The sequence below is a fragment of the Azospirillum brasilense genome, assembly GCF_007827815.1.
GTDB classification, from domain to species: Bacteria; Pseudomonadota; Alphaproteobacteria; order Azospirillales; family Azospirillaceae; genus Azospirillum; species Azospirillum brasilense_C.
Genome location: NZ_VITH01000005.1, coordinates 429,769 through 454,111 on the forward strand (window position 1 = coordinate 429,769; position 24,343 = coordinate 454,111).

The following is a 24,343-nucleotide window of genomic DNA, read 5'->3' on the forward strand; positions in this document are numbered from 1 at the left end:
CGCTACGCCGTCCGGGAACGTCCAGGGCGTCGGTGCCCCTCCTGGACGGGGCGGGGCCAATGTCGCCGTCGGCGTGCCAGTGCTCAACGGCTTCGCACCGGCGGCTCTCGATTCGGCTGTGTTGGTGATGCGGAGATTTCCGCAGTGCAAGACTGTGTGGCGGTGTGCCGCCGTGGCTGTGGCTGGCCGATCCCGGGGGCTATGTGTGACAAGTTCGAGAGGCAAGGTCGAGCGTGATCGAATGGTGCGCAGTGCCATCCATCGCGGGCTGCAGGGGTTGATGCTCCACCGCAGCGATCGCACGAGCCTTTTTTCTTTCGGGTTAGACAAAGATCATTATCAGCGCCTCATGTAGATCCAGTATATTTTTCGATGGTATATTGTTGTCATTTTGGGTGGTGCGGGGGCTTACCACTACATCCGTCGATCATCCTAATAATAATTATGGATTTTCATATCAAAGAGGCCCACGCTCCTCATAAAAGAGTATATTATCGCTGGTGACAACATCTATACGTGCTGATTGATAGTTGACGATGTTCTTTTTGATGCGTAAGATGCTTGTGATTGTTCGGAAAATCACTCTTTGATAAGGTAAAGCGCTCTGGCCTTCTAAGAATGTTCGGAGCGGCGACGCCTTGATGTCCGGGGCAAGCTTCCATGGCTTTTTTATGGCTTGCCCTTCCGTTCTGCACTAATTTCAAAGTAATACAATAACAGCCATAGCGTTCGCAGGCGCCAGCGGCCCCTTGTTCGACATGGGTGATGGATCATTTGTTGGCGGTTGCCTGGGTGGTCGAAGAAGTATGTCATAACGGATCTTGGGGCAGCGAGAGATTGCACAGATATTATTAGATGATTTTTGTGAAGTCGAATGATCAATGAAGAGCCTGGTGCGTTTCACAGCCCGAAGCGGTTCGCCTAAAGCATCGTCCGCCGTTGGCTTCAACTCGAACGGGCGTTGAAGACGCATGTGCTTTTTCTGGCAAGTGGAGGCGGCTTCTACAAACGGCCCTAAATTCGTGATTTCGCGAGCGAAATAGCTGCGTGATTGCTGCGCCTTTGCCAGAGCGCGTCTGTGATGCCTAATACGTCTATTGCATCAATGTTCTGATTCGGCAGGGTCAAGTTGCGGTGGGTAGTGCCGGCCTCGGCCGTTCTCGCAACGCTGCCAAGAATGATGGCATCCGGCCGGCTGCGCGGAGGGGGACGTGGAAGCGGAAAAAATCGTCCTGTGGCACCGTCGGCTCGGCGCTGTCGATCTCGCGTTATCGCTGTCGGCAGCGGCTGTCGAGGAAGACGGCGCCGCCTCCTACGCCATCCGCGGGCTCTCGATAGTGGCCCGAGGCAAGCTGCAAAAGGCCGACGGCTACGACAGTCCGCTCGACGGGGCTGCTCTCGATGTTACACGCAGACTGCCGCTGCCGGAGACGCTGAGCGACTCCAAGCTCGACGCGCGCTTGTTCGAGCCGGTGAACGAGGACGATCCGGACGCGGGCTTCGGCACCCAGCGGATCAAACCATGGCAGCAGATCCAGAGCGAGCTCGACAGCATCGCCGCGGACATGCGCCGAAAAATCCAGGCGGCGGTCGAAGATGTGCGGCGCGCTCTGTCCCGCTACGAGGTGACGGTCAGCGGCGCGTTCGGCTTCGGCACCGACAGCGACTTTTTCGGCATCCGCCGGTTCGGCGCGTCAGTTCTCGGGCGCTACACCGTCGAGCTTCACCCACCCAGCCTGTTGCCACCGGAAGAGCGTGTGGACGACCGGCCGGTGTTCAGGGCTACCGCAACCGCCGATGCGCAGCTCTCACTCTATGATCGTAAAATCGCTGCCGCGCTAACCCTGCGGCTCGAGCTCGACGGGGCTGGATTGACGGAGATCCTTGCCGACGTGCACGATCCGCAGTTGCCGGATCTGCGCTTCGATCTGCCGCGGATGCGACTGCCTCATCTCAACTTTTCCGACCTCGGTAAAGCGATACAGTCGACCTGGGCGTTGATCGGACCGACGCTCAAGCCATTCCATATGCCGCTGCCCGGTTTCGGCGTGGCGGTCAAATGGACGACACCGCCGAAATTCACCGTAGACGTGACCGATGCCGGCGGGGACCCGTCGCTGGCGCTGGCAACGATGACAGCCGGCGTGGGCGAACTCGTCATCGCGCTGCCGGGGGAACCCGAGCATGCCGTGGCGAAGGTGACCGGCTTTGCGATCACCATCCCCGGATCGGGCAGCGCCTTCGAGGTCTCCGGAACGCTCGGCGACGCGAACAACTTTACCAAGACGCTTCCGGGCTGGACGATCGACGAGCGCCTGACCGGTCCGGTCACCGTGCGCCTTTCCGCCATGATGCTCTCCTTCGACTTCGAGTTCGTCAAGACGGCCGGCGACACGACGCCCCTCCTAACCTTCACGCTCACCCATGACATCGGCCGTATCGAAATCCGCGCCAAGGAGGATCCGGAGGTTGTCCTCGCCCTCAAGGCCAAGGCGATAGGTACGCTTGGAAGCGACGGAAGCGGTCGCCTTGATCCGGGCTTCAGGCTTACGGACCTGCAGCTCATCGAGCCGTATCCGGTGAAGCTGATCGGCCTCGCCGCCGAGGCCATTGAGCAGGGCGCCGAGAGGCTGTGGCGCTATCTCTCCGAAATCCATTTCAACCAGCCCGGCTTGCCTGACCTGCCGGACGGAATCCCCAATTCGGACCTCGCCCCCCTGGTCGACCGGCTTGAGCGCCTCTTGTCGGCCATCGTCACGTGGATCGCCAAGCAGGCGGGCGCGCTCGGGCAGGCGCTTGCTGGCATGGCCAAGGCGGTGGCTGACTTCATCGGAGACCTCGTTCGAAAGCTGCGCGGTCTCCTTTCCACCCCTGGCCAACCCGGCCTCGCCGTCGGCTTCACCTTCGAGATTCGGTTGGAGCCGAAGACGTTGGCCGTCCGCCAGATCATGCTCGCGCCGATCACGCGCGAGGGTGAAACCAAGAGCCTTTCCGCGGAATTCCTCGGCTTTCAGGTCGAGCTTGCCGCGGGGCTTCTGCCGGCGTTGCTCTTCGACATGCGTGACAAGTGGAGCGCCGTGCTCCTCATCCCCGTGGTCGCCGAGCCGTCGGCCGTCATTTCGACCGATCTCTGGCTGGATACTACAACGGGTGGCGAGCAACCCACCGAGGCGGCGCCCGACACCGATGCGGACGGCACGAAGCCGGACTCGCCTCTCGTCAAGGTGACCGCCAAGGTCCTACCCGTGCCGAGTGGCAGCGCGTCGCCGGCGCTCGTCCTCGTCCAACTGTCTGAACGCGGACCGGTGTTCTTCCGCAAGCTCGCCGGTCCGAAGGGCTCCGGGGATGTCGTGGTAACCCGGCGTAAAGTTGATCAGCGCGTCAGCTTGGCGTTCGGTGGTTTCCAGTTCGTGGAGGATTGGTCGGATGAGGACTTTAGCGCCACGGTCGCGCTCAACGTGGACAAGGTGGCCGACAAGGCGTCCGGTTTCCTTCCATTCCTCAAGAAGAGCAAGGCGCCAGCGCACGGTGCGGGTAACGGCACGCTGCTCGACCGTCTGCAGCAATATGTGAAGGTGAAAAAGCTCACGCCCCCGGTGCTCGCCCAGGACAAGGCCCGGCTCGACATCGACATCGAGATCCGGTTGGCTGATCTCACGAGTGAGGCCACGCTTAGCCTTGAGCTCAACCTCTCAACACTCCATGCGCGGCTGCTAACCGACAAGAAGCTGGCGGTCCGCGGCGCGGAGCGCACCCAGCCCTTCCTCGGCCTAGAAGCAACGATCAAAAGCCGCAACGGCGGCAACGGCGAATTTGAGCAATTCACGCTCGACTTTTCGGACGGCGACGCCCGGCTCGTTCTGTCGGATCAAGCGCGCGTCGAGCTCGCCTACCGGCAGGTGGCGGCGCGCGGGCGAGGGCTGGTGTTCAGGGCGGACAATCTGGTGGTCTCGCGCGACGGCGTCGATCTCAAGGCTGAAATCGATCCGGCCGAGCCGGTGACCCTCGCCGGTGTTGACACGGCGTTCCGCTTCAAGGGCGGCGCACTCTCGGTCAAGCGCACCGAGCTCCAGTCGTTCTCGATCCAGGGCACCGGTCAGCTTCCGCCGGCGCTCATCGGCGAGGCCTATGCGGACGTGGCAATCGCCTTCGGCCGCGATCAAGGCGGCGCGCTTACCGTCGTGAGCGCAACCGGCGATGTGGACCGCGCGGCGGATCCGATCGTCTGCGAGGCGACGCGGTTCCGCTTCACGCTCACCAACGTCGGCTTCCAGTTCGTGCGCGCCGAGGGCACGCACTTCTATTTCACGCTCACCGGCTCGGCCGAGTTCGCCCCGCGCCCGGGCGAGTTCGAGTCCGGCCTGTTGAAGAACCTGTCGCGTACCAAGATCGTCCTCCACCAGACCCCCCTGGCGGGCGATCCACGCGTGCTCGCGCGTCACATCGAGTTCCAAGTGCCGATCGAGCCGGCGTTGCGCACGTCGATCTTTGACCTGTTCGGGTTCGAGTTGCGGGGGATCGGGTTCCATCCGGCGTCTCCGGCGTTCGACGACGATCCAGCCCTGTCCATCTCAGGACAGATCAGGTTCGCCAAGTTCGGCGACGTCCCGAGCATGAAGTTCGACTTTCACCAGCTGTGGCTGGCGCCGCCGAGGCCCGGCGGATTCCTGCCGCGCGTGCGCCTCGACGGCCTCGGCTTGGCGCTTAGCCTCGGGAGCATGGCGCGCATCAGCGGCACCGCAATTGCCGTGGACGACAAGCTGCCGTCGATCTTCCGCCCGGACGTGCTGCCGGCCAACGTCACCGCGAACGGCTTCCTCGCTTCCGCGCAGCTCGCGATCTCGGGGTGGCCAGACATGACCGCCTCGGCCGGGTTCCTCGAACTGCGGCACCGAGACGAACTCCGGCACGCCTTCTTCGTCTACGGCGAACTCGCGCGCATCTCGCAGCCAATCCCGACGCCGATCGGCACGATCTACCTGCGCGAGGCGGGATTCGGGTTCGGCTTCCGCTACACCTTCGCAGGCTTGGCGCAAGCCGATCAGGTCTCGACGCCGCGCGAACTGGTGCGCGTGCTCGACGAGGTGTCCAAGCGGCAGGGCCAACTGCACGACGTGCGTGCCTGGGAGCCCGAAGCGGAGGGCGACCGCCTGACCCTGGCGATGCGAGCCCTGTTCACGACGCAGAGCATGTCGCCACCCGGGACTTACGACGACATGCGGGAAAATCCGCGCGATGTCCCGGACGAGAAGAAGCCGGCAAACTATGTGCTGTTCGACGTGGTGGCGGCGCTGCGCTCCGACCTTACCTTCCTGATGGCAGCGCGCGCCTGGATCTGCGTGAACTATGCGGACTGGGTCGATGGCCGTGGGGAGGACTGGCAAAGCAAGCCGAGCCTGCGTGGCTATCTTTACATCTCGGTGCCGCGCAAGCAGTTTCTCGGGCGCTTCATCGGCGATCCCGATGGCCATATCGGCAACCACCCGCCGCTACCCGCGCCGCTGCGCGCCGCTTTCGGAGCATTGCGCTGGAGCTCCACGCTCTACATCGACGAGACGGTTTACCACCACGAGTTTGGCTGGCCTTATGAACTCGGCTTCACGCTGCGCGACGACAACGGCAATTTCGAGATCGTGTGCGACGGCGGGATGGTGATGCGCATCGAGGATCTCAGCTACCTCACGGGCCTCGCCTTCCGAGCGCATGGATTCGCGAAATTCTCCGGGCGGGTCGGCGGCGAGTCGCTCGGGGCGTCCGCCGACGCGCTGGCGCAGTTTGCCCTTGACGGCAAGCTGATCACCTACATCTCGGCCAGGAAGTTTTCCGAGAGCTTCTATTACGGTGCCTTGCAGATCGACGTGACCATCCGGTTCGACGTGCGGGTGTGGGTCTCGTTTACGATTTGGAAACACGAGATCCGGCTCGAAGCCGGCTTCTCCTTGTCGCTTACGGTCTCGGTTGGCGTCGAGTTGGTGCTTGCGGCGCGCACGCCGATCATCGGCGGACGGCTGACGGCCTCGATCGGGGTGGGCGCGTTCGGCCGTACGCTGCGGATCGGCGTTGGCCTAACGTTCAACGACGGCCTGCTTGACCAGGCGCGCGCCCGTGTCGCGCGTTTCATGCAACTGGGACTCGGCGCGAGCTATCCGGACCCGGAAAGGGGGGTTCCGGCCCCGCAGCCGGCGGCCGACCGGAAACGCACGCTCGAGGCCGGTGACGCGTCCATCCAGCGCGAGGCCGAACGGCGGGACACCGTTGCCCCGCCGCTGCCACCCGGAACTAAGCCCGAACCCGCGGTTGAGCCGGTGGGTGATCCGGTGGGCGACACGCAGTACTGGGCGATCATCTATCCGACGCGGGTGGCTCTGCCGGACGCCGATGCCGGTGCCGGGGAGGATGAGGAAACGACCTTCTATCTGCTCCAGATCGTGCCGCGCGATCATACGCCGGGTCCCGAAGCGAAAATTGCGGCGGCTGTGCCGGCGAAGGGCGGTGACGCAGCCCCGCCGTTCCAAGACATCGACCCGGGAGCCGGCACGTTCTACGTCGCTCCGAGGCCGCAAGGGGAGCCCTCAACGGGCAGCTATGCTGTCACGCTGGATGAGGAGGTCGGTCTTTTCTGTTGGCTCGGAACGTCGGAGAAAGGTGAGCTGCGGCCGCCGGTCCGAATGACGCGTGGAGACAATGGCGCGGCCGTTGCCTGGCAAAAGGTGCTGGCCAAGGAAGGCGACGCCGTGCTGCGGCTGCAGGATCTGCTCCAAAGCGCGTTCCTGGCCAAGAACAAAAACGGCGCGCTCACGCAGCCGCGGCACCGGCCGTTCAACAGGCAGCGAATGGCACTTCCGGCGGATGCGGCCGAAGCCGCGCGGGTGCTGGGCGATGCATCCCGCGACCGCGGGCAACTGGCCGCCGTTGAGGCGGCCAGTGCCGCGGTCGAGGAGCGCCGCTCCGCCTTCATCGCCACGGTCTGCGAGACGGCGTCGCGGCTCGCGGAAGCCGGTGGGGCGTTGGATGCCGCCTGGACCTCGGTTGGCCAGGGGCTTGATGCGCGTGACTTTGGCCTGACGTTTGTGATCGGAGAGAAGGCCCTTGGCAAACTGATACGGCCGGGAGCCGCATCCGATCCTCCCCTCCTGCGGATGAGGATCAAAGCGTCGGGTGCGACGAACCCAGGCTCCGTGCGCCTTTATAACCCGGTCGAGCGGCATTTCCACCGCGCGCCACCGCGGCTCGCCGATGCGACCGCGGTGCAGACCGGCGCCTCGATCGTGCTGAACTGGGACCTGGAGCCAGGGTGGGGCGCCTCGGCCGGCATCTACGAGGATCCCGAATATCACCTTAAGCACTACGTGATCCGCCGACGCATCCTCCTTCCCGAGCGCCCCGCCCCGCCGCCGCGCCAACTGACCGTAAAGACGGGGGCGCCGATCGCGGCACGGGATATGAACGGCACGCTCACGTGGACCATCCTGCGTCCCGCCTATCAGTTCGTTGACGACCTTCAGGACCTTTCCGACGAGCTGCGGCGCGCGCTCACGCTGCCGGCGCCGGACGGGGCGGGCAGTGGGACACCGCCGAGCCGACGCACGGCATGGGACACCGCCATCGGCCGCAACGTTCTATCCGTCCGCGTTGAATACACCGTGGTCGCGGTCGACCTCGCTGGCACGCACTCCGACCCCGAAATTGTGGTGGCAACCATCGAGCGGCCCCTGGAAGCCGTCGCGGCGTTCCGGCGCGCCACGCTCGTCTTCGCGTACGAGGGACTGCCCTCGTATCAGTTCGCCAAGGTCGACGATGCCTGGACCCGGCGCCGTGCCCCCCCGGACCAGGCGCCGGTGCTCACGCTGTTTCTCGAGGACGCGCTGCTCGATGCGGCCGAGAAACGGCACGCCGGTGCGGCCTGGATCGCCGCCAGGGACGAGGAGCGCTACCGGGAGATCGAGCTGCGCCTGTGGGGCGAGAGAGCCGTGTCCGCCGGGCTGTACGGCGTGGATGCGCTCACCGACGCGCTGCGCCGGCCGACGCCCCCTGGAGCTCGCGCCGGGACTAGGCCGAACGAGACCGACGTCGTGCTCGCGCGCACGGGGCCGGTGAACGAGGGCAATCCGCACCATGTGCGGATTGTCTGGCGCGTGGCGAAGCAGGGGGAACGCGACGGCTACATGGAGCTTGACCCGCTCTTCTACGAGGTCAAGCGGGTGGGTGGCGCGACCGGGCAGGCCTGGGAGAAGCTGCTCGCTGCGCTCGGGGTCGACGCCGAGCCGCAAGCACGAGGAATCCGTGCTCATGTCCGGCCCGCAGCGCAGGTCCGGCCCGCATGGGACGATAGAGACAAGCCACCGGCGGCGGACTGGACTACGGCCGACCTGCTCCTGCGGATCAACCGACCCGAACCCAAGCTCAACAGCGGCCAGATGGCCGGTGCCCGCGTGCCCGATGTGGAAACCGTCATCGAAGTGTTCGAGCATCCGCTTGACGTGCGCTTTGCGCCGATCGGCTTCGCGGACGCGAAAATGCACGCCGGGCGGCTGCTGGTGCGCCATCCTGCGCCGGGCGCCACGCTCGATGATCTCCTGGGGGACAAGGCAGCGACAAGCACGGTTCTGCTGCGCGACGGCGAGCGCCGCGTTGCGACGCGGCTGGTCTTCAATGCGCGGCCGGACACGCTCGCTTTGACCGAAGCGCCCGGCGGGATCGTCGATCCCGACGCTCTGTCCGCCCTGATCGGCGGCTATGACATCTTCAGCATCGATCTGGACGCCCTTTCGCGCAGCCTGGTTGCGCCCAAGCGCCTGCGGGAGGAATCCGATAGCGACTTTGAGAAAAGGCAGGCAGCGTTCCGGCGCGACAAGGCGGCCGAGTGCACACGTCAGGCACTTCACCTCGGGCGTGTGCAACTGCTGCCACGGCGGCTGCGCGGCGTAGAGCCGGCGGAGACCGGTGACTTGGCGAAGGTCGAGGCACTCTATCCAAGCGAGACGCTGAGGCTCGCAGGCCGGGATGCCGCGACGCGGCCACCGGGTGGCGCGCGGCGCCACCCGTTCCTGTCGGGCGCCGAGAGCATTTTGCTGTGGCCGAACCGCCTCGTGCGCCGTTTCCTATTGCCCAATCCGCCGGACGAGTTGATCGACGCGCTGTTCGCGAACGGCATGCCAGTCCGGCTGCGCATCACGTTGGAAGGCTGGCCGGCCGCCGCCCAGTCGCCCATGCTGTGCGCAACTGGGCTGGTGGACGGGCGCGACGAGGCGTGCGCCGCCCCGCTCACCGTAGCGGCTCCCTCTGGTCCGCTGTCGCCCGACCAGATCCGGCGGGTGCTGCACGACCTGACCTGGTGCCGCGACCGTTCGGAGCAGGGAGACCCCCCATCTCATCCGAGGCCGGACCCGGCCGACGCCCTCCTCGCCACGACGGCAACGGCGTTCGGCGGTGTCAAGCTGCGGCTCGAGGCACTCAAGATACGCAAGCTGGCGGAGCGCGAGGAGGAGTTCGTTATCGCGTCTACCACCATCGGGCTTGAGCTCGTCGGGCTGCGGCATGCGGTCCTGGCCGACCTGGTCGAAAGGCTACGCTTCGACAACACAGAGATGCCCCTTTATCGGCGCTACGAGCCGATGATCGAGGCACCACCAGCGGTCAAGGCCAAGACGCTGAACGGGTACATGGATGAGGTGCCTCCCGAGCGCGATCCGTACGGCTGGGGCGTGCTCAGGAGCTTCGGGCTCGCGGTCTCGCTGCGGCTGTTCGACACCGCCGAGGGGGCTTATGCGGTCGGCGCGAGGCTCCTGCAGCACGTGAGGGAGACCTACCAGACGGTGCTCGCTGCCTATGCGTCCGCGTTGCCGGAAATCGGGGCTCCCTTCGTCGACGTGCTGGCCCGCCCCGCTGGCCTGTTCGAAATCACGTCGCTCGATGGCGGAACGCCGGCTGCGACGTGTGCCACAGCCGAGGATTTCGTCAACAATCAATCTCTGGCCCTGGTGCAGCTGTCGGTCCGGCCGGTCGCCGACCGCCTGAAGCTCCCGACCAGCGCTCAGGGCTGCTCGTGGGCCGCCGACCGGCCGGTCCGCTATGTCAGGCTGAAGGTTCTCAAGACGCCCGAGAACAGCATCGCCGCGGGCAAGAACACCGTAACGATGCGCTTGCCGGACACGACACTCGGTTGCGGGGCGATGATTGATGTGATCGACGTGACGGGCGGGACGGTGGTGCCGCGGGTGTTCGCGCTCGGCCGGGCACCGTTGCGCACGCACCTCGGTGAAGAGGCCGCCGTGACCACGGCAACACTCGATCTTGGCGCGCTTGAGAAGGGCAAGACCGCCGCGCTCCTGCGGGTTGTCACCTTCAACAGCCAGGACAACGCGACTCCCGAAACCGTAATCGACGCCCTTCGCAGGGATTGGGACGGCAAGCTCGAGCACGAGTTCATCGACCTGCCGCACGTGCTGGATAAGACGCCAGGACCGGATCCGTTCGGCTTGTTCAAGCCTCTTCCGGCGCCGAGGCTCGCCCTCCTCGGGTTCGGCGCGAAGATCGCTGGCAAGAACGATCAGGGCAAGGACGTGCAGTTCGAGCTGAAGCCCCACCGGGCAGTGGCGCCGCCGCTCGACGCGTTCCTGGCCAATGCCACGGCGTGCGGGTTCGCGCCGCCGTCGCTGGACACGCGGCAACAGCAGGAAGAGGCCGCCGGACGGCTCGCGGGCTGGACGCGGCGTTTTCTCGACCACGGACCCGCGCTACGCCTCGATAAGACCAGCAGGGGTTCTTTGCCGCTTCTGGCGGTTGCGACGATTCCGCGTCCCGATCCCTGGCGCGTTGCGCCGGGCGCGCGTGGCGAGATCGAGGTGCTGCTTCCTGTGAAGGACCGCTTCGGCCACCTCTGGCGCTATGTGGTCCGGCCGTTCGGCCGCTACGACAACATTGCCCAGGCGGTCATTCCGGACCGGGCGAAGCCCACGCTGGTCGGGGCCTTCGACAAACGCATCGGCGGCGCGGGCGAAGAACCCGACACCTTCGACGTGTTCGCCGACGCCGTCGTGCCCCGCACGGAACCGGTGGCGGCACCGGTCATCCTGTCGGCGCGACGGCTTGACGCGCCGGAAAAGGATCCCCGCGATCCGAAGCTGGAGGTGCTGCGGCCCGGCCGGACCTTCGAGCTGGTGCTGGCGCGCCATCCCGAAGAGGTGCTGAGCGAGGCAAACCGCCGTGTCGAAGGCGGCCTCGCTCTGCGCGAGCTCGCCGTCGGGTTCTGGCGGGAATTCGCTGCGGTGGCCTGGGCGAAGCGCTTGCCGCTGCCGGACGGGATAAAAATTGACTTCGGCGCCGGTTTCGGTGCGGCGCCTGCCAGGGGCGAAAGACCGCCGGACACGGCGCCGGCTGCCGACCTGGGACCCCTGCTGGCAACGCCGGACGAGGAGCTCGTGTCTCTGCAGAACCGTGTGCCCGATGTGTGGTCGGGGGCGCACGTGCTGCGGTTTACGGCGTTGCCGTACGGGTTCCGCATCCATGCCCTGGCTTACGCGGCGGCCGGCGCGGTGGTGTCGGATACGGTCGGCACCACGCTCGAGGAAGCGCGCTACACCCTCGCGCTTCCTTGGTTGCCTGCAGTCGATGTCCCGGACGAAGCGCGTGAACCGTCGCCGTTCCGGGGCCGGACGCGCATTTCCCCGCCGTGCTGGGAGGCGAACCGTGTTGTGAACGACAAGGACAAGCCGGTCGTGCGCGTGACGGTGCACCTGCCGCTCGTCCGCTTCATCGACGGGGTGGACGGCGAGGCACGCGCCGTCTGGTTCGGCAAGACCAAGGAAGCGCCCCTGCTGTTCAGCGTGATCGACCCGGGGGTGAGCTACCGGCTCGGTTTCGAAGCCGGCGGCGGAGCGGTGGTGGAGCCGCAGGTGGAGATCATGCCGGCGCCGGCCGAAGGCGCCGATACGGACCCGTTCTATTTTGTCCAGGTCATCGGCACGCGGTTCGTCCCCGGCGCGATGCAGGAGATCAGAACGGACAGCGCGCCGTCCGTCCTGGCGTGGGACAGGAGCGACGCGGCTTGGCGCATGGACGTGGCGCTCGAGGTCCATGCAGAGGATGCCGTGGTGGACGGGGCCAGGGACCTGGCCCTCCTTGCCGTGCTCCAGGCGGTGCCGCCGCCGGATCCGGTCGAACGGGCCAAGTGGGTCGCGGGCAAGGGGCAATGGATCGCCGAGCGCCTGGCTCCCTTCTTCGATTTCGTGGTCAATCCGGGTAGGTTTTCCAAGTGGCGGCTGACGGCGCCGATGTCGAACGCCGCCACCGTCGCCTGGGATACCCCGAAGGCTCTCGACGGTTCTGGAAAGCAGAAGCAGGACGCCGCCGGCAATCTGCTGTGGGATCGCGAGGCACTGGCCGCGGCGGCGAGGGCCTGGGACGACGCTTTGGCGGCCTACGGCGCGCTGGTCATTCCCGCCGTCGAGGCCATCCGGCCGCAGCTGGCAGATCTGGTGATGCTCACCGGCGAAGGACCGCGCATTCAGGGCAGCGCGCAGGTCGCGGACTGGGTTGCCGGCCTGCCGCGGCCCGCGGCCGAGACCAGGAGGATCGTCGACCTCAGGCTTGAGCATTCCTCCTTCACGTTGCCGACCGTTCGGCTGGACGACTGCGCGCGCGCGATCCGCTCCCAGTTCGAGGCCATCGCCGCAACCATCACGACCGATGCCGAGATACTGAGAGAGAATGTCGTGGTGCCGCTGGTGCGGGCGATGCGCCAACACTGGGTTGCGCGCAAGCGAACGGCGGACGAGCGGAGCTACGGCGGCGTGCCGCGCTTTGTCCGCCTCCTCGCCGCCGCGGAACGGGCACCGCTCACTGATGGCGCGGCGTCCGCTCTCGCCGACGTCGCTCCCGATGTGGTGTCGCTTGTCCGCGCCTGGAGGGTGACGGCCGCGCGCCCGACCATCGAGGCGATCGACGAGCCCTTCCTTGCGCTGGAGAAACTGCGGGGCGGTGCGGACGCGCTCGAAGCCCTCGGGCAGCTCGAGGACAGCCAGCCCGCCACCGGTCCCGCCTCTGTCCTCGACATCCGCGTGCCGGTCCGCGGCGACGGCCCGGCGCTGACCGCGCTGCGAGCGCTCGGATCGGTGTCCGTCGGCGACATCGTGGCCGTTGTGCTGGACCAGCCGCCACAAACCGAGGAACTCGCCGGCTTGGAAGCGAAGGCGGCGGAGGTGCTCGCCGGCGACGCGGCGGCGTTCATGGCGCTGCTGCGGCAGGCGGCGACCGACCAGCTGTTCGGTCCGGGCCGCCGCATGATCGTGGACGCCTATCACGGTCTCGCCCGTCCGCAACGCGCCGTGATCGTCCGGCGTCCAGGCCAGGAGGACATCTAATGTCGGGCAATTACACCCGTCTGCGCGATCTGGTCGTGGTCGGACCCGCACGCCTCCCGAACCGCCCCCTCTGGCGCGCCGACCTGTCGCTCGCCTATGCGGGCCGTGGCGACCGTCCTGTCGTCTCCAAGACCGGCGGTGTGCGGGTTCTGCTGCAGGACGCTGAGCCGGCCGCGCTGAAGCCCAGCAGGCATCCGGGATCGGAGCTGCCGCCGCCCACGGACTCGATTCCGTTTCACACGCCGCGTCTCCTGCACCTGCTGGTTCGCGGCGACGGGCAGTTCGGCGACTCGTTCGGATTGGAGGGGCTGGCGACGTATCGCCTTGCCGACGCGTCGGCGGAGCCCAGCACCGACCCCCGTTTTGTCTACGGCAGCGTGATCGCCGTTCCGACCTTCCGGGGCACGGGGGGGAGCGATGACTCGGCCGACTGGCCGCGACCGGCGATGTACCGGCGTGGCAACGGAACGCCGAGCGGCGAGATCGCGCTGCCGGAGGTGCGGCTGACCGATGGGCGCATTCGCCTTTCCGTAACGGCCGAGCGTGTAGGTGGGGGCGATCCTTGGTTCACGGCGGCGTCGGCAACCAAGGGACGTGTCTTCGGGACGGTCCCGGTGAGGCTCGTCAACCGGACCGTCACCCTTGACCTCATGCCTGATGGGATCGAGTTCACCGCCGAGACGGTGCCGAATCCTCTGTGGGGATTCGCTCCCTTCCTGGACGCCGGCGACAAGACTCTGGCGAATGTCCGTTTGCGGCTGGTCGAGACCGACCGCGGTCGCGTGCTGGAACTCGCCGGCTGCGAAGACACAGCGCTGGCGGAGCGCATTCGCCGGGCCTTCGCGACCCTGGTCGAAAGCCTCGAACGGCGCGGAAGCGACCAGAACGAGGCGCCATCCCCGCTGCTGTTGCGCCCGGACGCCCGTGACGCGTTGCCGGATTTGGTCTGGCCCCTACCCAATGGCACCTTCGGGGATGGCCTGACGGTCGAGATCAAGCCCGCAACGGTGCATCCAAAACTCGTCTTCGGCGCCCGCGACGGGGCGGCGCTGCCGAGTTCCGCGGATTTCGTGGCGCGTCTCATCACGCTCAAGCGCGTCGATGCGGAGGCCCAATCGCGCCTGACCGTCCTGGCCGGCACGGGGGCCGACGTGGACAGCCCAAGCGTGACACTCACCTGGAGCGATGGCCTGAACGGCAAATTGCCGTCCGTGACCGCGAGCGTCACAGCCACCAAGGCGATGCCGGTCTCGATCGAGCGGAAATCACTGCAGGACCGGCTGGGCACCCTGTACCGGGCCGCCAAGGCGATGCGCCAGGAACAGGCACCGTTCCTGTTTCTGCCGGTCGAGCGCGGATTGCTGCAGTTTCCGCTGCCGCCACGTGACTGGGAGCATGCCTTGCCAAAGGGCCCGCCGTTGGCCCAGGCCACCGGCAACGTGCTGGTGGGCTCGCTCCTGGTGGACGTGAGCACCGCCCATATTCCCCGCGCGCTGGAACTCGACAGTGCCAGGGGCTTGACGGCTGAGGCAGTCTGGATCGAGAAGGATCGCAAGCGCCAGTTGACAGCCGTGACGGTGACCGCGCCGGGCGCCAGCGGGAAACTGGACGGCCTGCTGTGGGCGGCAGACAGCAGCCCATCGGCCGAGGAAGCGGTGCCGACCCTGCGCGGCGGCCCTGCCGCGTCACGCAGCCTCGCGCTGCGCTTTGGCGCGGAGCCGGACGCGCTGATGCCCATGACCCTTGATCATTGGTCAAGCGACGCGTCATGCAGCCCGGCGACGTTGACGATGGCGCGGCCAGCCGCGCTTGATGTAGAGCCCGGCAGCCCTCGCGCGTTCGCTTGGCTGGCCGCGACGAGCCTTCCGCTCATGGCGGCGATCGACATGACGCGCTCGGCGGCGTCCTCGCCAGAGCCGTCGCTCTCACGGGGACTGCTGCCGCAGGCTTGGCCCCCGCGGGCCGACGGCGTGCCGGGGGACGGATACGAGGTCGCGCTCGAAATCCGGCATGACAGCGCCCGCCCAGCGCTCAGGAACATTGACCGATGGCCGCTGTGGGAGGCGTGGCCCTGGACCTTCGCGGGGGATCCGGACCCGCAGCCCGCCTCGTGGCCGGAGCGTGCCACCGTCGACCTGGTCCTCCCGACACTGCCCGACGTGGTGGTCACGCCGCGGCGTCTCGGCAAGGAATCGGCGACGCCGGAGCGCCTCGCGGCAGCTTTGCGCTTCGATCTCCCGATTCTCGATGGCTACTTTGCGTCGGTCACGCTGCCGCACACGCGCAGTGCCAGCGATGTGCCGACCGGTACCGACGCGACCGAAACCCGGCGCGAGGACATTGTCACGGCGCTCGAGCCGGAGCGTCTTGCGCGCGCATGGCGTGATGCCGCGGACCGGCTGGCCCTGACCCGCACGGTGTCGGCGTACGTGACGGGCTTCGTGCCGGCCGACGACGCCAAGGGCCAGCCCGCAGCGGTGACCGGCCTGGTCGAACCCTACACGTGGCGGGCGCGATTCGCCGTCGTGGACAAGGTCCCTCGGTCGGACCTGGCCGGCTTGCCGTTCGGCGCCTATGCGCTTGAGAACGAAGGTGCGGAGCCGCCGGAGGAGACTTTCCGCAGCGGTCCGCACGCTCTCGCCGGGCTCAGCGGGACGTTCGAGATCGAGAGCGGCGGTACCATCAGGCGCGTCGGATCGGACGGCGAGATCAAGGTGGTCGGGTATGCGTCGCCGGCACGCGCGAAGGACGGGGAATCGATCGACAGCCGCGGCGGAGCCATCGCGCTTGAGCCCTGGTCGGCCTGGTGCCGTCTGGGGACCGACGGTTGGCTTGGGCTGCGGGACGTGCGTGCACAGGGCACCGCTTGCAAGGCCGCGACGCTCATCCAGGCGCTCCAGGCAACGGGGCTTGCCGATGAGCAGCGGTACGGGTTCGTGTTCTCGGATCTTCCGCTGGTCGAGACCGACACGGAGCTGGTTTTCGACGGATCGTCCGACCCGTTCGAAGCGGCTCTCGGCCCGTCTTGCGATGGCTTTGCGCCGACCAACCAGCCATCCGCAGCGCACCGCTGGCGCTTTTTCGAGCATGCCACGAAGAACGGCGGGATTGCGCCTGCTGGCGCGGGCAGCACGGTCGAACCTTCGGGCTTCGATGTCCCGCTTGGGCCGTTCCGATTCCGCCCGCTGCGCTTGTGGAGCGTCAAGTTCGCACGCAAAGGCGACCAAGCCAGCCTGACCGAGCTCGCCATCCTTGGACGGATCACGCTGCGGCGCCAGACGGTCGACGGCCCGTTCGGTTTCGACGGCGATGACGAAGCCGGCAACATCGTGCGGCTGGTGATCGGCCCCAAGGACGGGACTCTGGCAGTCAGGCGCGTCGCCAGAATAGCGCGTGCCACGACGCCGCAGGGCAGGGCCCGTCTCGTGATCACCGACACTGCGCAATCGCTTCGGTTTGCAATCGAGGCCGAGGTCCGATGGGGCGACGCGAAGGCGCAGCAGGGCCAAGAATGCCGAGCGGCCGTCGGCGATGACGACATTCCGGTCGCGCTCGACGTGTCCTTCGACGACTCGACGCTGCCCACCTTGACGCTCGGACCGGCGTCGCTCACCGTGCCGCTCCTCGGCCTGCGCCGACCCATCCCGGGAGGCTCTGTGGTCGAGGTGTCGTCCTCGCGGTGGCGGATCCGCTGGGAGACGCCGAAGGACGCGCAACGCCCCGCCGATACCGCGCTGTCGCTTGAGGCCATGGAGCTCGATTGGCCGATCGAGCAGGCGGGCGCGACCGCCACGGTTTGGCTACTCGCGCGCCTTCGCGTCCTCGTGCCGAAACGTGGGACACCGTTTCAGCCGCTCGGCTCGCCCTTCCTGGTGCTTGAGGTGGAACTCGGCGGCCAGATCGCGTGGCTTGGAAGCCGCCTGGACTGGCCGGCGTCGTCCCACCAGAGCAGCCTGCGGCTCGACCACGAGCGCAAGGTCCTGATGGGAGCGACGGCCGATGTGGCCCTCGCTGGTGAGCCCGTGCGGGGGCTCCCCTTCGCGGCCAATGGCGACGCGAAGGGCCGGCTGTCCTTCACCGTCTCGTTCGAGGAGCCGGAACACCATTCCAATGCGCCGCTGTCCGTCTGGAAGGCGCGCGTCGGGCGCTTCGAGCTGCTGGCGCGTGGCGGCCGCCTGGTCGCCAGGCACGCGATCGACAAGGCCAGAGCCGACCTCGCCTGGCACTCGCGCCTGTTGATCGACTGGGCGCTTGCGCAGACGGAGAGTCGGATCGGATGGCCGATCGGCTATACGGTTTCCGGCGCGAAGCCCGAACCGGACGCGGTTCGTTCCGGAGCGGGCGTGACCGTCGGCATCGGCAACGTCGACGGCCGGTCACGCAAGATCACCTTCAAGGACGCAGCGCGCCTCGTCCACACGCTTGAGACCCGGCTGGTCGAGCACGAACTGCCGGTCGAGCTGCTCGAGCGAATCGGGGCCGAGGTGGTGCTGGACCGGGCGTGGCACGTTCTGGCGACCGTCGACCACACACTGAAGGATGACTCCGGCCGGACCATCGCGTGGTCGACCCTCGACAACGTCGCAATCGTGGACCTCGGCGCGCTGGTGGCTGAGGCGGTACGGGAGCGCGATGCCATCGAAGAGGTGAAAAAGCATAAGAAGCACACGGTGGCGAAGGACGAGAAGGGGGCGCTCGGCTACGCGTTCGCGGCGCGGTATGTGGTCGATTTCGACAAGGACGGCGGCCGGCCGGATCCGGCCGAGGAGATGATCCACCCGGGCCTCGGCCCGCGCAGCGTCATGCACGCGGGCTTCCCGGCCAAGGCGATGGCGGATCGTCTTGCCGATCTCTCAAGGGAGCTGGAACAGTCCAGCGCGACGATGCCCCGCACGCTGGTCGTCACAGGTGCCGGCGTCACGCGCGTGACCGCCGTGGCGGCCGCCTCCGTGGTGCAGCCGTGGACCGAACAGAGCCTGATCTTGGCGCTCCCGTGGCTTGTGCTGGCCGGGGCGTTGCCAGACGAGAACGGCCCGGTCGACCGGGCATTGCGGTTCCCGCAACACGGCGCCGCGGAGCTGAGCTGGGAGGTCCCCGACATCGATCTCGCGGCGGGCGTGGCGGTCGCGCCGGCGGGGCGCACGGTCACGATCGGCATCCTCCGGACGGACAGTGAAGCGTCGATCCATCGCCAGCTGGAACCCCGGCTGCGCGCGGTGCGCAACGAACGCAGCGCGACGGAGTGGCGCATGCCGCGTTTGATAGCGGTCGAACAGGGCTTCCTTACGCCGCCAGGCCGCACCGTGGGTGAGACGCCGTTCTGGATGCGCACGATTGCGGCGCTGCGCCGGCTGTGGGCGGCGGAGCCCGGGCCGGGGCTTGCCACCGTGACGATCCTGCCCGCACAGGACTCGGGTGGCGAGGCGCTCCGCGCTATCCTAGTGCCGCCGCCTCCCGCATCGTCGGCGCCCTGCGACCGGTCGGGCACACGCCTGATCATCACCACCGCGAACCACGTGCTGCGCATTACGCTAGCCGAGCCGTTCGCATCCGATGGGGCCGCGCGACCGCGGCACATGGCGCGCGCCTATGAGGAGGACGCCGAGCCACTGGCAGTCGCGGCTGCCGCAGTTGATCACCGCGCCGATGTGGTCGACAACAGCTGGACGCTGTATCCGCTGCTGCCGGTTGCCGACGATTTCGGCGCTGCGCCATCGAGGCTACGGCGGCGCGAGGACCTGATCCTGCCGTCCGCCGCCCTCGATTGGCCCTCCGGCGCCGGCATCGGAACGCTTGCGAGTTCGGCCGCAAGGCTCGGCGAGGAACACATCCTGCAATCCCCCGCAGCCGGCGTGTCGGCGCGTGTGCGCACCCACGGCTTCGTACCGAGGGCTCCGGACGTGGCGGCGCCGCAGCCGGTCTTCCTCTCATTTGCTGAGAAGCCGGTGTTCGAGCGTCCGGCCATCGATGCCGTCGAGGCGCCGGCTGCCTACCACCTGCTTCCGGCGCCGACACGGCAACGCATGCCGGTCGAAGAGGCGATCGACCGGGTGTTGGCCGAGCGGTCGCGTCCAGAAGGCGGTGAGCCGAACACACGCCGGCCCGGCCATGTGCTGCCGCTCATGCCACCGAACATGCTGCACGCCACAATCGGGCTGAGGCCGGGCGTCATCCACGCGACGCGTGATGCAACCGTCGCTCCGCTCACGACGGGTTCGGACGGGCGCGAGGCCTTGGATCCGCAGCATGCGCGCTTTGGCCGCCCGGCGGCGAGCGGCCCGACGCTGCTGCGGCAAGGACGCGCGCCACGCTCGACCGCCTTTCCGCGGATCGCCGACGCGGCGAGGCGGCGCGGCACCATCGTGGCGTGGGATGACCGCACGGACGAACTCTCCCAGGTCCCGCCGGATGAAGCCGCGACGCGCCTCCCGACCCCGTTCCGCTGGCTGCGTGGTCCGGCCGGCGTGATCCGCGCGACGGGCAAAGATGCGGACGGAAGGGATAAGGAAGTGAGCTTTCTGATCCGAGTGCGCGAGCCGATTCTGGGCCGCATCGGGGCCGCCTGGGATGGCATCATCGTGCTCGAGGTCACGTCGCCGAGCGCTGCGACGGCGGAGGAACTGAAGGCACTGTTCGAGGCGACGCTGTTCAAGACCAAGGAGGCGATCGGCGCGTTGCTGCTCAGCGTCGGCGCCGTCGCCGCGCCAATGCCACTGCTCGAGCGTCCAGCGCCGGCACCCGGCGGCGGCGCCGTGCTGCGCCTGAAATTCGGGCTCCCGTCCGTCCACTGGGCCGCAGTGCGGACCGCGCTGCAGGAGGCGACCGCCGACACGCCGGTGGCGGCCACCTTGCGCTATCCACCCGATGGTCCGCACTCCGCGCTGTGGCCGGAGAGCCGCGAGTTGCAGGAAGGCGCCGAGCACCAGCTGGCGCCGCTCGAGCTGGCGCTGCGGCTGCCATTGCCGCTGCGTCCGGCCGACCGCCCGACGCTGCCGATCGACCTGGCGAGCGTCGTGTTCGCCGACCCGTCATACGACCGCTCGCTGTCGGGCGCGACCACGCAGGTCCTCCGGCGCGTGGAAAGCACGTCATGGTTGCTTGCGACCGACCGGGCTGAATACGACCGGTCCGCACCCGTGGTGTTTGGGTTCGGAGAGCTCGTGGCCGAAACCGGATTGTTCAAGGCGAAGGACGGCTACGCGTCCGAGCAGTGGGGGCGGCCGGTCCGTTTCGCGCGTATCCCCGGTCGGACCCGCGGCGAGGATGCACCGGCCCCGGTGCTTCTTGCGCTGCGACAGAGTAAGCTGCCGGCGCCGGCCGATGGCTCGTACTGGGCATTACCGTCCACGCCCTATGCGGTTTCGCTCGACGACTTCTTCGAACTCGCCGAGGTTCAGGAGAACGCGCAGGTTGCAGGGAAAACGCTTCAGACGGATAAGAAGAAAATTCCCGACTGGTCCAAGCCGGTCGTGTTCCGGCCCGGCGACATGCTCGAGGTGGCGGTGACCGGTCTTGCCAACATGAACGGCACGATGAGGGAGGTCGACCTTGCGGTGCGGGTTACGATCGTCGCCCAGCCGGTGATCGCCCCACCTCCCTCGGTGTTCGCCTTGGTGCGAGTGGAGACGACGGGGAAGGGCACGGTGCCGCTGTTTGCCACCGCGCCGTTGCCATCGGCAATCGGCTACCCGGCGCTGCTCGACGATCTGGCGCGCGGGCTGGTGCGCCGCCGCGCGCACTTTCAATGGCACCATCCAGAAGAGGCCCCGCCGCAAAGCCCAATCAGGGCGACGCTGATTAAGATCGACCGGAGTGGCGGCGGACAGCTGCCGCAGGCGACGCATGATCTCCGGCCACTGCAGGAGATCGACACGCTGTGATGCGCAAGCATAGTTGATTCCCGGTTCACAAGAAGAAAGGAAGTGGAGATGGAGCAGAATGCGAGGATCTTGACGGATGAAGAAGAGAAGCGTATCCACAAGAAACTTCTCGGTCTGCGTGCGACTCAGCTTTTGCTGATCCCGTCGGATGGCAGTAAACCGAATGTTCTACCCTTCAGCCTTGCCAAAGTTCTTAGTTATTGCGCCGAGTGGTGCGCTGACGGAAACGACTGCCCGGATGGCATGTTTGAGCTGGATTGCACGCACTTCATCTCCCATGCGCTCTCGAAAACGCGGGTGTTGGTCAACCTTCCCGAGACAACGTGCACGAACGGAGTCTGCATTCGTGTCGCCGAACTCGCCGCCGCCTTCTTCAACTCGACGCGGACATACTCCAATGTGAAGAAGATCGCATCACACGGTGACACCAGGAGGGGAGACTTTTGCTTCATTCCCGGCTTTTTCGGGCTGACCAAGCTTCACGCAATGATCTTGGCCGATGCGGCGACGGCCACCGGTGCTAAAGTGTTTGGTCACACGAACAGCCGCTGTGGCGAGTATATCGATTTTGAAGGCGAGAAATGCTCGTATTACCGGGTAGAATAGGCGGCGTGATGAAGTGCTAAATGAGCCCTGGCTGCGTGATGGCGGAACGTTGTTGGGACCCGGTCTGCCCTGAAAATGGTTTCACGGCGCACGGACGAGATTGCCCGCCACCGAGGTAGGGAGGCCGGCCGAAGGGCCGCCTTCCGCTCTGCGGGCGATCTGCACCTCATAGCCGAGCTGGTTGAGGCGCCGGATGAGGCGTCGGGTCGTCCGGTGCCGGGCCTGTTGGTCCAGGAAGCCTTCGCCCAATTCCCGGAAGGGTTCGCCCGTACTCAGCAAATGGAATGCCACGACCAGCAGCTTGTGGGCGATCGCGACGGCCGCCCGTTTGGCGCCGCGGCGGACCTTCAGGCGGTGATACTTGTCCTTGAAATACGAACCCCCGACCCGGGCCGCCGAGAGGGCGGCGTTGACCAGCACTGCCTTGAGCTGAGGATTGCCTTTGCGGGTGGCGACCGTCTTCTTCTTGCCGGCACTCTCGGAGCTACCCGGGCACACCCCGGCCCACGCCGCCAACCGGGAGGCGCTCCCGAAGGACGTCATATCGATCCCGATCTCCGCGATGATGGTGGCCGCGGTGAGCTCATTCACGCCGGGGATGGTGGTCAGCAGCCGCGGCTGGACGCGAAACCGCTCCATACGCTCGGTGATCCGGCTCTCTACGTCCGCAATATCCGCCTCGACCGCGGCCAAGCGGCGCAGTTGGACTCCCAGCATAGAGCGCTGGGGCTCGCCCAACCGCTGCTCCGCCGCGGCCGTCAAGAGCTCGCGTTTGCGTCGCAGACGTCCTTGCGCCAGAGCGGCAATCGTCTCCGGAGTCGCGTCCCCCGTCGTCAACGCCTTCAACATAGCCATGCCCGACACCCCAAACACGTTGCTGACCACGCTGGCCAACTTGAGGCCGGCGCCCTCCAACAGCTTCAGAGTGCGATTGCGCTCACTGGTCTGGGCCGCCACCAAAGAACGCCGGTAGTGCACCAAGTCGCGCAGTTCACGAATCTCCGGGGGCGGAACAAAGCTCGGCCGGATCAGTCCGTGGTGCAGCAATTCCGCCAACCACGCCGCGTCCTTGCGGTCGGTCTTGCGCCCGGGGACCTGCTTGAGATGCTGAGCATTGCCCACGAGCAGCGTGAAGTCGCACTCCAGCACCGCATAAACCGGCTTCCAGTAGACGCCCGTGCTCTCCATGGCCACATGCGTCACCGCCAACTCCTTGAGCCAGCCGCGCAGCGCCTCCAGTTCTCGATAGGTCGTGCCGAACACCCGTTCGTGACGCTGCGGCGGTTGATCGGCGGGCCCCACCAGGGCGCACGCCACCACCGAGGAGAGGTGTACATCGAGCGCACAGCCGCGTTCCACGATCATCTGCATGGCGTATTCTCCTGCCCGATCCGGACGGCTGCAGCGCCGATCACCACAAACAGAGTCTGCCCTACGTGCTGCTCCGAGGGAGCGCGACAATGGGTGATTCCTTCATCTCGGCGCAGGTCCATCTGTTGGACGGGGTCTCACCACCACAGACTGGTCGACCTCCTACAGCCGTCTGCCTTTGAGTAAGGCTCGCCATCGCTGCGGGGCCAGAGCCTTCCCCATATTTTCAGGGCCAGTGATGCGCCCCTGCGCCGCGAATCTGTTGGGCCATCCAAGAGCATGGCTGGTGGATCGAAAGGCGTTTGGACCCTGCGCCTTAGTAGGCCAGCTTTCGGCGCAGTCCCGTCCGTTGTCGCTATGACGAGCCAGAAGGACCCGCCGCGCGACGGCCGCTCAACTCCACAGCCGCCTTCGGCGGCGGCCCGGCAGGGCCAGGGTTGATGGACCGGCCGCGGTAGGCATTATCCCTGGCGGCGGCGACGCTGAGGCTTTTTGGCTCCGGCCAGGAGGAGCGGCCATGGACCAGATCCATCCCAACGCCCGCACCATCTTGACGGTGCGTGTGAGACCGGCGGGGAGACGCAAGCGTCGGTCGCCCGCCGCTTTGAGGTGTTGGAGGCAACGGTGTCTAGTTGGTGCAAGCAGGCGTGTGATACGGCCGGCGCTTGAAGGCTTCCATTGCTTGGAAGTCATGCGAATTGCGGCCACCAGTGGAACCATGTCGCGGCTCGAATACGGTCCGGATCATCGGCCAGGGCGCAGCAATGATCGGCGAGCGTGTCATCGAGATCAGCCAAAGTGTTGAAGTGCTGGTTGGCGAGCGGTTCGTTCGTTAAGGGCCAGAGATGCTCGGCGGGCTGCAACTCGGGGGAATACCGGGGTAAGAACTCCAGCGTGATGCCCTCCGGGATCTCCAGCGTGCCGGCGACATGCCAGCCTGCGCCATCGAGGACGACCAGGACGCGCTTGGTGGGGCCGGCCCCGACCTCGCGGGCAAAGGCGCCCAGGATGGCACTGAACATGGGCGCATCGAGGCCATCGGCGAGGAACCAAATCACCTGTCCGGTGCTCGGCCGCACTAAGTGGTGCATCCGGCAAATGGCTTGAGATTGTCGTGCTCGGCCG

The 24,343-nt window shown here is 66.8% G+C and carries 5 protein-coding genes and 1 pseudogene; 4 read left to right on the top strand and 2 right to left on the bottom strand.

Going from position 1 to position 24,343, the window contains the following annotated elements:
• Positions 1-1,211 precede the first annotated feature (1,211 nt).
• Genes FBZ83_RS13215 through FBZ83_RS13225 form a run of 3 tightly spaced genes read left to right on the top strand, consistent with a single transcriptional unit; the run spans position 1,212 to position 21,847 of the window.
• On the top strand, positions 1,212-13,361 hold the full coding sequence (locus FBZ83_RS13215) for a hypothetical protein (protein ID WP_145683479.1): 12,150 nt from the start codon (positions 1,212-1,214) through the stop codon (positions 13,359-13,361).
• On the top strand, positions 13,361-21,241 hold the full coding sequence (locus FBZ83_RS13220; RefSeq protein ID WP_145683482.1) for a hypothetical protein: 7,881 nt from the start codon (positions 13,361-13,363) through the stop codon (positions 21,239-21,241). The genes FBZ83_RS13215 and FBZ83_RS13220 overlap by 1 nt, the downstream gene beginning before the upstream one ends.
• 48 nt (positions 21,242-21,289) lie before the next feature.
• On the top strand, positions 21,290-21,847 hold the full coding sequence (locus FBZ83_RS13225) for a hypothetical protein (RefSeq protein ID WP_145683484.1): 558 nt from the start codon (positions 21,290-21,292) through the stop codon (positions 21,845-21,847).
• A gap of 81 nt (positions 21,848-21,928) precedes the next feature.
• Here the strand turns inward: FBZ83_RS13225 and FBZ83_RS13230 are convergent, their stop codons facing one another.
• Positions 21,929-23,218, bottom strand: coding sequence for an IS110 family transposase (locus FBZ83_RS13230; RefSeq protein WP_145683486.1), 1,290 nt, complete (start codon positions 23,216-23,218; stop codon positions 21,929-21,931).
• A gap of 492 nt (positions 23,219-23,710) precedes the next feature.
• Here FBZ83_RS13230 and FBZ83_RS32535 point away from each other — a divergent pair, with 492 nt between their 5' ends.
• Positions 23,711-23,887 (top strand): hypothetical protein, encoded by a 177-nt coding sequence (locus FBZ83_RS32535; protein ID WP_432612493.1) that lies wholly within the window; start codon positions 23,711-23,713, stop codon positions 23,885-23,887.
• A gap of 20 nt (positions 23,888-23,907) precedes the next feature.
• Here the strand turns inward: FBZ83_RS32535 and FBZ83_RS13235 are convergent.
• Positions 23,908-24,324 (bottom strand): annotated as a pseudogene (locus FBZ83_RS13235) (transposase); the annotation flags it as partial.
• Positions 24,325-24,343: the final 19 nt, after the last annotated feature.